Origin of the sequence: Thalassobaculum sp. (assembly GCF_040219615.1) — a bacterium.
In the GTDB taxonomy this organism is placed as follows: domain Bacteria; phylum Pseudomonadota; class Alphaproteobacteria; order Thalassobaculales; family Thalassobaculaceae; genus Thalassobaculum_A.
This window is the reverse complement of sequence record NZ_JAVJSE010000001.1, coordinates 26,857-40,158: the sequence shown is the minus strand read 5'-3', so window position 1 is coordinate 40,158 and position 13,302 is coordinate 26,857. Positions and strand designations below refer to the sequence as shown.

General features: G+C 70.9%; 16 protein-coding genes, 1 other RNA gene and 1 pseudogene. 6 read left to right on the top strand and 12 right to left on the bottom strand.

Translation table 11 applies throughout. The features are described 5' to 3' along the window. Positions 1-12: 12 nt before the first annotated feature. The 7 genes and pseudogenes from tolR to RIC31_RS00200 form a co-directional block, all read right to left on the bottom strand. Positions 13-462, bottom strand: a complete 450-nt coding sequence (tolR, locus tag RIC31_RS00230; RefSeq protein ID WP_350099825.1) for a protein TolR — start codon at positions 460-462, stop codon at positions 13-15. Between the two features lie 3 nt (positions 463-465). Next, a complete protein-coding gene (gene tolQ, locus RIC31_RS00225) occupies positions 466-1,197 on the bottom strand; it encodes a protein TolQ (RefSeq protein ID WP_350099823.1) in 732 nt (243 codons plus the stop codon). Positions 1,198-1,214: 17 nt separating this feature from the next. Continuing rightward, positions 1,215-1,667, bottom strand: coding sequence for a tol-pal system-associated acyl-CoA thioesterase (ybgC, locus tag RIC31_RS00220; protein WP_350099820.1), 453 nt, complete (start codon positions 1,665-1,667; stop codon positions 1,215-1,217). Further along, on the bottom strand, positions 1,660-2,754 hold the full coding sequence (gene ruvB, locus RIC31_RS00215) for a Holliday junction branch migration DNA helicase RuvB (RefSeq protein ID WP_350099818.1): 1,095 nt from the start codon (positions 2,752-2,754) through the stop codon (positions 1,660-1,662). The genes ybgC and ruvB overlap by 8 nt, the downstream gene beginning before the upstream one ends. Continuing rightward, positions 2,754-3,380 (bottom strand): Holliday junction branch migration protein RuvA, encoded by a 627-nt coding sequence (gene ruvA / locus RIC31_RS00210; protein ID WP_350099816.1) that lies wholly within the window; start codon positions 3,378-3,380, stop codon positions 2,754-2,756. Before ruvA ends, ruvB begins: the two co-directional genes overlap by 1 nt. A 140-nt stretch (positions 3,381-3,520) precedes the next feature. After that, a pseudogene (gene ruvC, locus RIC31_RS00205) lies at positions 3,521-3,979 on the bottom strand (crossover junction endodeoxyribonuclease RuvC); the annotation flags it as partial. 38 nt (positions 3,980-4,017) lie between these two features. Then, complete coding sequence (locus tag RIC31_RS00200; protein ID WP_350099813.1) at positions 4,018-4,764, bottom strand: YebC/PmpR family DNA-binding transcriptional regulator; 747 nt, start codon at positions 4,762-4,764, stop codon at positions 4,018-4,020. Between the two features lie 267 nt (positions 4,765-5,031). Between RIC31_RS00200 and RIC31_RS00195 the strand changes: the two genes are divergently transcribed. Beyond that, positions 5,032-5,388 carry a SpoIIAA family protein gene (locus RIC31_RS00195; protein ID WP_350099811.1) on the top strand — a complete coding sequence of 119 codons (357 nt, stop codon included), beginning with the start codon at positions 5,032-5,034 and terminating at the stop codon, positions 5,386-5,388. A gap of 15 nt (positions 5,389-5,403) precedes the next feature. Here RIC31_RS00195 and RIC31_RS00190 read toward each other — a convergent pair whose 3' ends face one another. The 5 genes from RIC31_RS00190 to RIC31_RS00170 all read right to left on the bottom strand — a co-directional run bounded on the left by RIC31_RS00190 (position 5,404) and on the right by RIC31_RS00170 (position 7,615). Continuing rightward, the gene (locus RIC31_RS00190) at positions 5,404-6,216 is read right to left on the bottom strand and encodes a TIGR00282 family metallophosphoesterase (RefSeq protein WP_350099809.1); all 813 of its coding nucleotides are present in this window, start codon (positions 6,214-6,216) and stop codon (positions 5,404-5,406) included. Positions 6,217-6,221: 5 nt separating this feature from the next. Beyond that, positions 6,222-6,836: a 5-formyltetrahydrofolate cyclo-ligase gene (locus tag RIC31_RS00185; protein WP_350099806.1), complete on the bottom strand. Its 615-nt coding sequence runs from the start codon at positions 6,834-6,836 to the stop codon at positions 6,222-6,224. Between the two features lie 50 nt (positions 6,837-6,886). Next, a non-coding RNA gene (ssrS, locus tag RIC31_RS00180) (6S RNA) lies at positions 6,887-7,046 on the bottom strand. Between the two features lie 11 nt (positions 7,047-7,057). Then, positions 7,058-7,387: a cell division protein ZapA gene (locus tag RIC31_RS00175; protein WP_350099804.1), complete on the bottom strand. Its 330-nt coding sequence runs from the start codon at positions 7,385-7,387 to the stop codon at positions 7,058-7,060. A 3-nt stretch (positions 7,388-7,390) separates the two neighbouring features. Further along, positions 7,391-7,615 carry a hypothetical protein gene (locus RIC31_RS00170; RefSeq protein ID WP_350099802.1) on the bottom strand — a complete coding sequence of 75 codons (225 nt, stop codon included), beginning with the start codon at positions 7,613-7,615 and terminating at the stop codon, positions 7,391-7,393. A 249-nt stretch (positions 7,616-7,864) separates the two neighbouring features. On the opposite strand from RIC31_RS00170, the gene tkt reads away from it, so the two are divergent. The 5 genes from tkt to efp all read left to right on the top strand — a co-directional run bounded on the left by tkt (position 7,865) and on the right by efp (position 13,300). Continuing rightward, positions 7,865-9,892, top strand: coding sequence for a transketolase (gene tkt, locus RIC31_RS00165; RefSeq protein ID WP_350099800.1), 2,028 nt, complete (start codon positions 7,865-7,867; stop codon positions 9,890-9,892). A 69-nt stretch (positions 9,893-9,961) separates the two neighbouring features. After that, entirely contained in the window at positions 9,962-10,972 is a 1,011-nt protein-coding gene (gene gap / locus RIC31_RS00160) for a type I glyceraldehyde-3-phosphate dehydrogenase (protein WP_350099798.1), read from the top strand. A 61-nt stretch (positions 10,973-11,033) separates the two neighbouring features. Beyond that, a complete protein-coding gene (locus tag RIC31_RS00155; protein ID WP_350099796.1) occupies positions 11,034-11,963 on the top strand; it encodes a class I fructose-bisphosphate aldolase in 930 nt (309 codons plus the stop codon). Continuing rightward, positions 11,960-12,631 carry a thiamine phosphate synthase gene (gene thiE / locus RIC31_RS00150; protein ID WP_350099794.1) on the top strand — a complete coding sequence of 224 codons (672 nt, stop codon included), beginning with the start codon at positions 11,960-11,962 and terminating at the stop codon, positions 12,629-12,631. Before RIC31_RS00155 ends, thiE begins: the two co-directional genes overlap by 4 nt. 102 nt (positions 12,632-12,733) lie before the next feature. Then, complete coding sequence (efp, locus tag RIC31_RS00145; RefSeq protein WP_350099792.1) at positions 12,734-13,300, top strand: elongation factor P; 567 nt, start codon at positions 12,734-12,736, stop codon at positions 13,298-13,300. Positions 13,301-13,302: the final 2 nt, after the last annotated feature.

Genomic DNA, 13,302 nt, shown 5'->3' with positions numbered 1-13,302 from the left:
CGTCTCGTCAGCTCACTGCTTCGCCGGGGCCGGCGGCTCCGGAAGCTCGGCCAGCAGCGCCACCCGGGAGAACCCGGCGGCGCTGATCATGCCCATCACTTCCATGACCGATCCGTAGGCGATGCGGCGGTCGCCGCGCACGAAGATCCGGGTGTCCGCCTTGGCGCCGGTCACGGCGGTCAGCCGGGGCACTAGCTGGTCGGCGGCGACCTCGGTCTCCTGCAGGAAGATGCTGCCGTCGGCCCGCACCGTGACCACCAGCGGCTCGACCTGGTCGGTCAGCTGCGCCGCCTCGGTCTTCGGCAGGTCGACCGGGACGCCGACGGTGAGCAGCGGCGCCGTCACCATGAACACGATCAGCAGCACCAGCATGACGTCGACGAACGGCGTCACGTTGATCTCGCTGAGCGGCCGGTAGCGTCGCCGGCCGTGGCCCCCAGCCTTGATGAGCGGCGCGGCCACGGCTCAGTTCCCCTCGTCGAGCTGGCGCGACAGGATCGACGCGAACTCCGAGGCGAAGCCCTCGAGCCGGGCCGCGTATTTGCCGAGGTCGCTGGAGATCTTGTTGTAGAAGATCACCGCCGGGATCGCGGCGACCAGGCCGAGCGCGGTCGCGAACAGCGCCTCGGCGATGCCGGGGGCGACCACCGCCAGGCTGGTGTTCTTGGACGCCGCGATCGACTGGAAGCTGTTCATGATGCCCCAGACCGTGCCGAACAGCCCGACGAACGGGGCCGTCGAGCCGACCGAGGCGAGGAAGGTCATGCGCTTCTCCAGCGTCTCCATCTCGCGCGAGATGGTCAGCGACATGACCTGGTCGATGCGTTGCCGCAGGCTCGCCCGGATCTCGTTGCTGCGCGCCGTCAGCCCGCGCGCGGCCGAACGGCGCCACTCGCGCATCGCCGAGGCGAACACAGCGGACATCGGGTCGTCGGGATGGTTGCCCATCCGGTCGTACAGGTCCTCGAGCGAGCCGCCGGACCAGAACGCCTCCTCGAAATCCGCGGCCCGGCGCCGCAGCGACCGCACCTTGAAGGTCTTGTCGAAGATGATCGCCCAGCAGATCACCGAGGCGATCAGCAGCATGAACATCACGCCCTTCACGATCGGGTCCGCTGCCAGGAACAGGTCCCAGATACTCAAGCTGGACGCGTCGGCCGCCACGGCCCCAAGCGCGATTTGTGCGGTCTGATCCATCGATCCCTCTACGCTGATTACGCAGCACCGGCGGCACGGTCGAAGGCGTCGCGCACCGGTCCGGGAACCCGGACCGGCCGCCCCCTGCCGTTCACGCAGGCGATGACGAGGTCGAGGGCGACCAGCGCGGTCTCCTCGCCCTGCCGGTGGACGGACTGCTCGGCCTCGATGGCGGCGCCCCGCCAGCCGGTCATCCGGGTGCGGACCTCGAGCGCGTCGTCGAGGCGCGCCGGGGCCCGGTAGTCGATCGTGCAGCGGCGCACGATGAACGCCACGTCGTGCTCCTCGCGCAGCCGCGACTGCTCGATGCCGAGGCAGCGCAGCGTCTCGGTGCGGGCGCGCTCGGCGAACCGCAGGTAGTTGGCGTGGTAGACGATGCCGCCGGCGTCGGTGTCCTCGTAGAACACCCTGACGGGGAACCGGAACTCCCCGCCGGCGAGCGGCCCGACGGCCGCCGCGGGGTCAACCATCGGGGCCCTCCGCTGGCGCCCCGGGCAGGTCGTCGTCGTCGCCGTCCGGCAGCAGCTCGAGCTGGGCGGCCGCGACCGCGCTCGGCGTAAGCCCGAGGTAGCGCCAGCCCGAGGACGACAGCATGCGGCCGCGCGGCGTGCGCTGGATCAGCCCCTGCTGCATCAGGTACGGCTCGATGACTTCCTCGATCACGTCGCGCTGCTCGCCCAGGGCGGCTCCCAGTGTCTCGGCCCCGACCGGCCCGCCACCGTAGTTCTCGGCGATGCAGGCGAGGTAGCGGCGGTCCATGGCATCGAGGCCGCGGCTGTCGATGTCGAGCCGGGTCAGCGCCGCGTCGGCGGTCCTGGCGTCGACCCGGCCGGCGCCGGCCACGGCGGCGAAGTCGCGGACCCGCCGCAGCAAACGTCCCGCCACCCGCGGGGTTCCGCGGGCCCGCCGGGCGATCTCGTGGGCGCCGTCCTCGGCCAGGTCGAAGTCCAGAAGCCGGGCGCCGCGCCGGACGATCCCGGTCAGTTCCTCGGCGTCGTAGAACTCCAGCCGCAGCGGAATCCCGAAGCGCTCGCGCAGCGGCGTGGTGATCAGGCCCGACCGGGTGGTGGCGGCCACCAGGGTGAACGGCGGCAGGTCGATGCGTATCGAACGCGCCGACGGCCCCTCACCGATGATCAGGTCGAGCTGGAAGTCTTCCATGGCGGGATACAGCACTTCCTCTACGGCAGGATTGAGGCGATGTATCTCATCGATGAACAGGACGTCGCGCGGTCCCAGGTTGGTCAGCAGGGCGGCCAGATCGCCTGCCCTGGCGATCACCGGGCCGGACGTCGCCCGGAAGTTCACGCCGAGTTCGCGCGCGACGATCTGCGCCAGCGTGGTCTTGCCGAGGCCCGGCGGGCCGAACAGCAGGACGTGGTCGAGCGCCTCGCCGCGGCCGCGTGCCGCCTCGATGAACACCTTGAGGTTCCGGCGCACGGTCTTCTGGCCGGTGAAGTCGTCCAGGGTCTGCGGCCGCAGGCTGGTCTCGCCGACATCCTCGGCGGCCCGCTCCGGGGCGATCAGGCGATCGGAGTCCTGGTCGTCATCGACCATCAGCTCGCCAGCTCCTTCAGCCCGAGGGTGATCAGCTTGTCGAGGGCGGCGGCCTCGCCGAGCGCCTGGCGGGCGTTGCTGACGGCGCCGTAGGCCTCGGCCCGGCCGTAGCCGAGGTTGACCAGGGCGGAGACCGCGTCGGCGACGCTGTCGTCGCCCGGCTTGCCCTTGACCGCGGCGGCGCGCGCCGGGGCGGTGGCGTCGGCGCCGAGGCCGAGGGCGACGTTGACGGTCTTGTCCTTCAGCTCGTTCACGATGCGCTGCGCCAGCTTCGGCCCGACCCCGTCGGCCCGGGTCAGCATCACCCGGTCCTGGGCGGCGATCGCGGTGAACACCTCGTCCGGCGACAGCACCGACAGGATCGACAGCCCGTGCTTGGCCCCGACCCCCTGCACGGTCTGCAGCATCCGGAAGCAGGTGCGCTCGGCCGCCGAAGCGAAGCCGTAGAGATGGATGTGGTCCTCGCGGACATGGGTGTCGACCAGCACCGACACCGCCGCGCCCGGCTCGCCGAGCGCCGTCAGGGTGCGGGCCGAGGCGAACACCAGGTAGCCGACACCGCCGACGTCGATCACCGCCGAACCCTCGGCCAGGGAATCCAGCAGCCCCTTCAGCTTGGCGATCACGAGCCGGTCCCCCTGGCCGCGGCTTCCTTGGCGAGCGCGGCGGCGATGGCGCTCTGCAGGCCGGGCTGGATGGCGGAGCCGGCCGCCGACTTGCGGGTCGCGACCCCGGCCGCCGCCCCGTATGCGCCGCGGGCCTGGATGAAGTGCGCGTGGCAGACCGCGACGGCCAGCGCGTCGGCGGCGTCGGCGCCGGCGATCCGGGCACCGGGCAGCAGGGTGGCGATCATCGCCTGCACCTGCTCCTTGCTGGCGCTGCCGGTCCCGACCACCGACTTCTTGACCCGCTTCGGCGCGTATTCCGACACCGGCAGCCCGGCCTTGGCGGGCGCCAGCAGCACCACGCCGCGGGCGAGACCCAGCTTCAGCGTGGATTCCGGGTTGCGGTTCACGAAGGTCTCCTCGACCGCGGCCTCGGACGGCCGCCAGCGCTCGATCAGCTCCAGCACGCCGTCGTAGAGCTGCACCAGCCGGCTGGCGATCGGCGCGTCGCCGTCGGAATGCACCGTGCCGTCGGCGACGTGCCGGAGCGCGTGGCCGTCGGTCTCGATCACACCCCATCCGGTGTTCCGCAGGCCGGGGTCGAGCCCGATCAGCCGCATCCAGGCTCCTCCGTTTGGCCGGCTCGGGTCGGCCCCGATCAGGCCGTGAGCTTCGCCATGACCTCGTCCGGGATCTCGAAGTTGGCCGAGACCTGCTGGACGTCGTCGTTGTCCTCGAGCTGGTTGAACAGCTTGAGCAGCGTGCCGGCCTGGTCCTCGTCGACCGGCACGGTGTTCAGCGGCTTCCAGGTGAGCTGCGCCGACTGGGCGGCGCCGAGCGCTTCCTCCAGCGCCTCGCGCACGGCGTGGAAGTCCTCGACCGCGCAGGTAATCTCGTGCTCGGCCTCGCCCGATTCGGCGTTCTCGGCGCCGGCCTCGATCGCCGCCTCCAGGATGGCGTCCGGCGTGCCGGCCTCGGCCGGGTAGATGATCTGGCCGACCCGGCTGAACATGAACGACACCGAGTTGGTCTCGCCCAGGTTGCCGCCGTATTTCGAGAAGGTCGAGCGCACCTCCGAGGCCGTGCGGTTGCGGTTGTCGGTCAGGGTGTCGACGATCATCGCGACGCCGCCGGGGCCGTAGCCCTCGTACCGCATCTCCTCGTAGTTGCTGTCGTCGCCGCCGCCGGCACCCTTCTTGATCGCCCGCTCGATGTTGTCCTTGGGCATGTTCTCCTTGCGGGCGGCGATGATGGCCGACCGCAGCGCCGGGTTCGCCCCCGGATCCTCGCCCGCCTTGGCGGCGATCTGCAGCTCGCGCGTCAGGCGCGTGAAGATCTTGGCGCGCTTCTTATCCTGCGCGCCCTTGCGGTACATGATGTTCTTGAACTGGGAATGACCAGCCATCTCATACGCTCCCGACCGCGACGACTCGTGCCGCGGTTGCTGCCTCTATACCAGATGTGGGGGTCCGGCGCATCACCACCTGAAGCAGCGCGCGCCCCGACCTGACGCCGACCCGGCGCCGGCGCGCTTCTAGCACGCGAGGGGCCGCGCGTCGCGGGTTTTGAGCAGCCCGCGACCGCCCTGGGCGACCGGGTTGCGGGCCCCGGCGCGCGGCGCCACCTGTCTGTCGTCCGGGGGTGGGACGTTGGAACGGCAAGGAGCGCCGGCATGCTGACACTCGAGCAAGGCGCAGACGGGATCGTCACCGTCCGTGCCTCGGAAACCCTGACCAGATCCGACTACGACCGGTTCGTGCCGGAGTTTGAGCAGCTCGCGAAAACGCTCGGGCCGGTCCGGCTCCTCCTCGACCTGGAGAACTTCCGGGGCTGGGACCTGCCCGGGCTGTGGGAGGAGTTCAAGTTCGACGTGAGTCATCAGGACGATCTCGGCCGCGTGGCCGTGGTCGGCGAACCGGGCTGGCAGGAATGGGCGACCCGGCTGTCGAAGCCGTTCTTCAAGGCCGAGAGCCGGTTCTTCGACCGCACGCGGATGGCCGAGGCCCGCGCCTGGCTGGCCGGAACCTGAGCAGACGGCCGATGCTCAGTCGGGCATCGCCTCGCTGAGCACGCCGCCGAGCCGCACCGGGGCGACGCTCTTCGCCAGTCCCGTCGCGTCGTCGGTCTCCAGGAACACGCCGCACAGGGTGGCCTCGCCGTCGGCGGCCTCCAGGCGCGGGGTCGGCAGCTTGCGGGTGAAGCGGTCGACCGGGGAATCCTTCTTCATGCCGATGACGCTGTCGTAGTCGCCGCACATGCCGGCGTCGGTCTGGTAGGCGGTGCCGTTGGCCAGGATCATGGTGTCCGCCGTCGGCACATGGGTGTGGGTGCCGACCACCAGCGACACCCGGCCGTCGAAGGCGTGGCCGAACGCCATCTTCTCGCTCGAGGCCTCGCCGTGGATGTCGATCATGATGACGTCGGCGTCGTGGCCGAGCGCCCAGCCGTCGATCGCCCGCTCGACCGCCGCGAACGGATCGTCGAGCGCGTCCATGAACAGCCGGCACATGGCGTTGATCACCAGCACCCGGTGGCCGCGCGCGCTCTCGAACACCCCGGCCCCGCTGCCGGGGGCGCCGGCCGGGTAGTTGATCGGCCGCAGCAGCGCCCGGTCGTCGGAGATGTAGTCGAGGATCTCGCGCTGGTCCCAGACGTGGTTGCCGGTGGTGATCACGTCGACCCCGGCGTCGTACAGCTCGGCGCAGATCTTGGCGGTGATGCCGAAGCCGGCGGCGGCGTTCTCGCCGTTGCAGACCACGAAGTCGGTGCCGAGGTCGCGGATCAGGCCCGGCAGGCGCTCGGTCACGACCGCCCGACCGGACCGGCCGACCACATCGCCGAGGAACAGCAGACGCAACGCGATTACTCCGCGAAATCGATGAAGGCGCGCTCGGTCACCACGCCGTCGAGCCGGGCATCCTCCGGGCCGGCCGGAACCGCCTCGACCTCCTGGCCGGCATAGGCGATGCCGATCGCCTGCACGGCGAACCGGCCGCGCAGCGTGGCGAGCGTGCGGTCGTAGTAGCCGCCGCCGTAGCCGAGCCGGCGGCCGGCCCGGTCGAACGCCAGCATCGGTACCAGCAGCAGCTGCGGCTCGACCTGGTCGGCGGCCTCGCCCGGCTGCACGGTGCCGTAGGGCCCCGGCTCCAGCGGCTCGTCGTCCTCCCAGGCCCGGAACACCAGCGGCTGGCCCTCGCCGACTACAGCCGGCAGGGCGATCCGGCAGCCGCGGGCCGACAGTTCGGACAGGGTCGGGCGAGGGTCCAGCTCGTCGCGCACCGGCCAGTAGCCGGCGACCACCGAGCCGCTCGGCGGGGCGAAGGAGGCGGCGACCAGGGCCGCCACCTGCGATCCGGCATCCGGGGCGGCGGCCGCCGCCGCGGCACGCCGCTGGCGCATCGGGCGGCGCAGCGCGGCCTTGGCGGCGCGCAGCTCCTCCAGGTCGACGAAATTGGCCGTGTCGTCGCGGTCGGTCATGAGCTCCAGTCGGTCGCGGCGGCATCGGAGAAAGGCGGGGCGGTAGATGTGACGGAGCCGCCTCGGCCGTCGGTCAGTGCATACCCTTCTGTGGCCTGCCAAGCAGGTGGGCGCCGCTATGCCGAGACCACGGTCCCGACAGGGGCAGCTCCCTTGAAGGATGGTATCGCCCCAGGGGTAAAGTCGGCCTAACGAACCGCGCAGCCCCGTCGGGGGCCAATCTAGGAAGCCTCGAGCCTAACCGCAATACGCTCGATGCGTTCGGCCAGTCCCTCGACCGCCAGCGCCAGGTCGTCGATCTCGCTCGGGCTGAATTCCTCCTCGCCCTCGTCGACCTCGTGGGCGGCGTCGCGCAGGTCCATCAGTTCGTCGGCCACCAGCAGGCTGGCCATCACCAGCAGCCGGGTGTCGCCGACCTGGCCGACCTGGCCGACCAGGTCCTTGACGTGGGCGTCGACCATCTGGGCGAGCTCGCGAAGCCGCGGCTCCTGGCCGTCCTCGCAGGCGATCCGGTAGGCCTTGCCGTTGATCTGGATGTCGACCTGCGCCACGGCTCAGTTCTCCAGCACGAGTTCGAGCCGGCCGATGGTCCGCTGCAGCCGGCCGTCGACCTCGGTGGCGGTCTTGGCGAGCGCGGCATAGTCGCGCTTCACCGCGGCCAGCTCGGCCTTCAGCGCGGCGTCGCCGGCGCCGTCCGGACCGCCGAGTCCGTCGAGCGCGGCCTCCAGCCGGGCGACCGCCTTGTCCAGCCTGTCCCGTGCAGTCGCCAGTCGCGACATGTGGATTGCCCCTCGTGGTTCGAGATCGCGTGCCGCCCGCCCGCGCTTCAACGGCCAGCGATTCAAGGCGTAAGGCCGCGACCTTGAAGCGCCGCATGATACCGGCGGCACGGTCCGGCCGTCAACGCGACCGGTGCCGTGCCGAAACCTGGGCACGGGCAGCTTGACGCACCCTTCCGGCACCGGCATTTTCCGCGCCACCAAGGCGCCGGCCGACGCCGGCCCGCCCCCGGATCCCGCGAACGTATCATGACATCCTCGCCCAAGGCCCGCGGCGCCGCCCTGACCCCCGGCGACCACAAGTCCCTCGCAAGCGCCATCCGCGCGCTCGCCATGGACGCTGTGGAGGCAGCCAACTCCGGCCACCCGGGCATGCCGATGGGCATGGCCGACGCCGCGGTGGTGCTGTTCTCCGAGCAGCTCCGCTTCGACCCCCGCCGCCCGGACTGGCCGGACCGCGACCGCTTCGTGCTGTCGGCCGGCCACGGCTCGATGCTGCTGTACGCGCTGCTGCATCTGACCGGCTATCCCGACATGACGATCGATGAGCTGAAGCGCTTCCGCCAGCTCGGCTCGAAGACCCCGGGCCATCCGGAGTACGGCCACACCGCCGGCGTCGAGACCACCACCGGCCCGCTCGGCCAGGGCTTCGGCAACGCGGTCGGCATGGCGATCGCCGAGCGCCACCTGAACGCCCGCTTCGGCGACGACCTGGTCGACCACCGCACCTGGGTGATCGCCGGCGACGGCTGCCTGATGGAGGGCATCAGCCACGAGTCGGCGTCGCTCGCCGGGCATCTCGGGCTCGGCCGCCTGAACGTGCTGTGGGACGACAACGAGATCTCGATCGACGGGCCGACCGACCTGTCGGTCTCCGACGACGTTCAGGCCCGGTTCCGATCCTATGGCTGGCACGTGGTGGCGACCGACGGGCACGACCCGGCGGTGCTGTCCGCCGCGCTGGCCGAGGCGGCCGCCGACCCGCGGCCGTCGCTGATCGCCTGCCGGACCACCATCGGCTTCGGCGCCCCGACCAAGGCCGGTACCGCCGGCAGCCACGGCGCCCCGCTCGGCGCCCAGGAGATCGCCGGCGCCCGCGAGGCCCTGGGCTGGCCGTACCCGCCGTTCGAGATCCCGGCCGCGGTCGCCGCCGCCGGCCGCCAGCTCGGCGCGCGCGGCGCGGTCGCGCAGGACGACTGGCTCGGCCGCCTGGAGGCCGCCGATCCCGCGATCCGCGGCGAGTTCGAGCGGGTGATGGCCGGCGAGCTGCCGGCCGCCATGGCCGACGCGGTCCACTCGCTGAAGGCGACCCTCGCCTCGGACCCGCCGAAGCTCGCCACCCGCGTCGCCTCGCAGCGCGCCCTCGAGGCGATCGCCCCGACGATGCCGGAACTGCTGGGCGGCTCGGCCGACCTGTCCGGATCGAACAACACCAAGGTCAAGTCGCAGCGGGTCCTGACCCGCGACGACGCCGGCGGCAGCTACATCCACTACGGGGTGCGCGAGCACGCCATGGCGGCGGCCATGAACGGCATGGCGCTGCATGGCGGCGTGGTGCCCTACGGCGGCACCTTCCTGGTGTTCACCGACTACTGCCGGCCGTCGATCCGGCTGGCCGCGCTGATGGGCATCCGGGTGATCTACGTGATGACCCACGATTCCATCGGCCTCGGCGAGGACGGTCCGACCCACCAGCCGGTCGAGCATCTGGCCGCCCTGCGCTGCATCCCGAACCTGCACGTCCACCGCCCGGCCGACGCGGTCGAGACCGCCGAGTGCTGGCAGGTGGCGCTGGAACGCACCGACGGCCCGTCGGTGCTGGCGCTGACCCGCCAGGGCCTGCCGGCGGTGCGGACCGTGCACACCGGCGACAACCGGGTGCGGCGCGGCGGCTACGTGCTGTTCGAGGCCGACGGCGAGCGCAAGGTGACGCTGATCGCCACCGGCTCGGAGATCGATGTCGCCCGCAAGGCCCGCGACCTGCTGGCCGCCCGCGGCATCGGTGCGGCCGTGGTGTCGATGCCCTGCCGCGAGCTGTTCGCCGCCCAGGACGCCGCCTACCGTTCCCAGGTGCTGGGCAACGGCACGGTGCGGGTGGCGGTCGAGGCCGGGGTCCGGATGTGCTGGGATGCCGACATCGGCGCTGACGGGGGCTTCGTGGGCATGACCGGTTTCGGCGCCTCGGGGCCGTACGAGGAACTCTACAAGCACTTCGGGATTACGCCGGAAGCGGTGGCCGACGAGGCCGGCCGGCTGCTGGCGGCGCGGAACGGCTGACGGCTCCGCGTGACTGGTGGAACCCCGGCGACGGGTCTCGGTTGACATAGGTTTCGAGGAGGAAGGTCCATGGCGACGAAGATCGCGATCAACGGGTTCGGACGTATCGGTCGGCTGGTGCTGCGCGCGCTGTACGAGAGCGGGCGCGACGACCTGCAGGTGGTGGCGATCAACGATCTCGGCTCGGTCGAGACCAACGCCCACCTGCTCCGCTACGACAGCGTCCATGGCCGCTTCCCAGGGGAAGTCTCCGCCGGCGACGACTGGATCGACATCGGCAAGGGCAAGATCAGGGTCACCGCCGAGCGCGACCCGGCGAAGCTGCCGCATGGCGAGCTGGGCGTCGACATCGCGTTCGAGTGCACCGGGATCTTCACCGCCCGCGAGAAGGCCGCCCTGCACCTGGAGGCGGGCGCCAATCGGGTGCTGATCTCGGCCCCGGCGACCGGCGCCGACCTGACCGTGGTCTACGGCGTGAACCACGACAAGATCGGCAAGGAGCACACCGTCCTGTCGAACGCGTCCTGCACCACCAACTGCCTGGCCCCGGTGGCGTTCGTCATGAACAACGCGATCGGCATCCAGCGCGGCTACATGACCACGATCCACTCCTACACCGGCGACCAGCCGGTGCTCGACACCATGCACAAGGACCTGCACCGGGCGCGCGCGGCGGCGATGTCGATGATCCCGACCTCGACCGGTGCCGCCAAGGCGGTCGGCCTGGTGCTGCCGGAGCTGGCGGGCAAGCTCGACGGCACCTCGATCCGGGTGCCGACCCCGAATGTCAGCGTCATCGACTTCAAGTTCGTGCCGAAGCGCAAGACCACCGTCGAGGAGGTCAACGCGGCCTTCGTCGAGGCCGCCAAGGGCAATGCGCTCAAGGGCATTCTCGGCATCAACACCGAGCCGCTGGTGTCCAGCGACTTCAACCACGACAGCCACAGCTCGACCGTCGACCTGAAGCAGACCCAGGTGCTCGAAGGCGAGCTGGTGCGGGTGCTGTCGTGGTACGACAACGAATGGGGCTTCTCGAACCGGATGCTCGACACCGCGGCGGTGCTCGCCCGGACCCTGTAGCGCACGCCCGACACACCTTTCCGGCCGGCACCAACCTCCAGTCGATTCCACGGAGACGACGATGAAGATCACCCAGCGGGTCAAGAAGATCCTGGACTGCTACGAGAGCGACAACCCGGGCACCAAGGCCAACCTCGCCCGCATCCTGATGCAGGGCAAGCTGGGCGGCACCGGCAAGCTGGTCATCCTGCCGGTCGACCAGGGCTTCGAGCACGGACCGGCGCGCAGCTTCGCGCCGAACCCGCCGGCCTACGACCCGCACTACCACTTCAAACTGGCGATCGACGCCGGGCTGTCGGCCTACGCCGCCCCGCTCGGCATGATCGAGGCCGGCGCCGACAGCTTCGCCGGCGCCATTCCGACGATCCTCAAGGTCAACTCCTCGAACAGCCTGTCGCGCGAGAAGGAAGCCCCGTCCCAGGCGATCACCGGCTCGGTCATGGACGCCCTGCGGCTCGGCTGCTCGGCGATCGGCTTTACGATCTACCCGGGCTCGGACGCGCAGTTCGAGATGATGGGCCAGATCCGCGAGATGGCCGAGGAGGCCAAGTCGGTCGGCCTGGCGGTGGTGATGTGGTCCTACCCGCGCGGCGGCAACCTCGCGAAGGAGGCCGAGACCGCGGTCGATATCTGCGCCTATGCCGCCCACATGGCGGCCCTGATGGGCGCCCACATCATCAAGGTGAAGCCGCCGACCGCGGCCATGGGCCTCGACGCCGCCAAGAAGGTCTACGACGCCCAGAGGATCAAGACCGACACCCTCACCGACCGCATCCGTCACGTCATGGAGACCACCTTCGGCGGCCGCCGCATCGTGGTGTTCTCGGGCGGCGAGGCCAAGGACCTGAACGGCATCCTGGGCGAGATCAAGGAACTGGCCGCGGGTGGCGCCAACGGCTCGATCATCGGCCGCAACACCTTCCAGCGGCCGCGCGACGAGGCGTTGTCGATGCTCAACCAGATCATCGACATCTACCGCGGCAAGGCGTGACCGACGCACCCGATGGGACGGGGGCGGCGCTCGACGAGCGCGCCCCCACCCAGCTCTACCTGATCACCCCACCGCGGATCGACGACCTGGACGGCTTCGCAGACCGGCTGGCCGAGGCGCTCGACGCCGGGCCGGTGGCCTGCCTGCAGATCCGCCTCAAGGACGTCGACGACGACACGGTGCGGCGCGCCACCGAGCGCCTGCTGACGGTGGCCCATGCCCGCGAAGTGCCGGTGCTGATGAACGACCGGCCGGACCTGGCGCAGGAGACCGGCTGCGACGGCGTCCATGTCGGCCAGGAGGACACGCCCTACGCCGAGGCCCGCCGGCTGCTCGGCGGCCGGGCGATGATCGGCGTCACCTGCAAGGCGAGCCGCCATCTCGCCATGGAGGCCGCCGAGGCCGGTGCCGACTACGTCGCCTTCGGGGCGTTCTTCGCGACCGGCACCAAGGACGCCACGACCCGGGCCCCGCTGGAGATCCTGGAGTGGTGGCAGGACATCGCCCTGACGCCCTGCGTCGCGATCGGCGGGATCACGCCCGAGAACTGCGGCCCGCTGGTCGCGGCCGGCGCCGACTTCCTCGCCGTGGTCGGCTCGGTCTGGAACCACCCGCAGGGGCCGGGCGCGGCGGTCAGGGCGTTCGAGAAGGCGATGGCCGGAGCGTAGACTCCGCGCGCCGCGCCTGATACAAGCCCGCGCGTCCCGGGGGCGCGGGTCCTGGCGCCCGCAGGTCTCCGGACATCCCATGTCAGTTACGGAATTGCGGCCATGAAGATCAACGGCAACGCGGTGCGCATCGGCAACGTCGTGGAGCACCAGAACCGGCTCTGGGTGGTCACCAAGACCCAGGCGGTGAAGCCCGGCAAGGGCGGCGCCTTCAACCAGGTCGAAATGAAGGACATCCGCAGCGGCACCAAGCTCAACGAGCGCTTCCGCGCCGACGAGCAGGTCGAGCGGGTGCGCCTGGAGCAGCGCGAGGCGACCTTCCTGTTCCGCGAGGACGACCACCTGACCTTCATGGACAGCGAGACCTTCGAGCAGACCGTGGTCAACGTCGAGCTGGTCGGCGAGCCGGCGGCGTTCCTGCAGGACGGCATGGTCGTGCAGATCGAGAGCTACGAGGAGGAGCCGCTGTCCGTGGTGCTCCCCGACACCGTGGTGATGGAGGTCGTCGAGGCCGACGCCGTGGTGAAGGGCCAGACCGCCTCCAGCTCCTACAAGCCGGCGGTGCTGGAGAACGGCGTGCGCGTGATGGTGCCGCCGTTCATCGAGACCGGCACGCGGATCGTGGTGAAGCCGGAAGACGCCACCTACGTCGAGCGCGCCAAGGACTGACG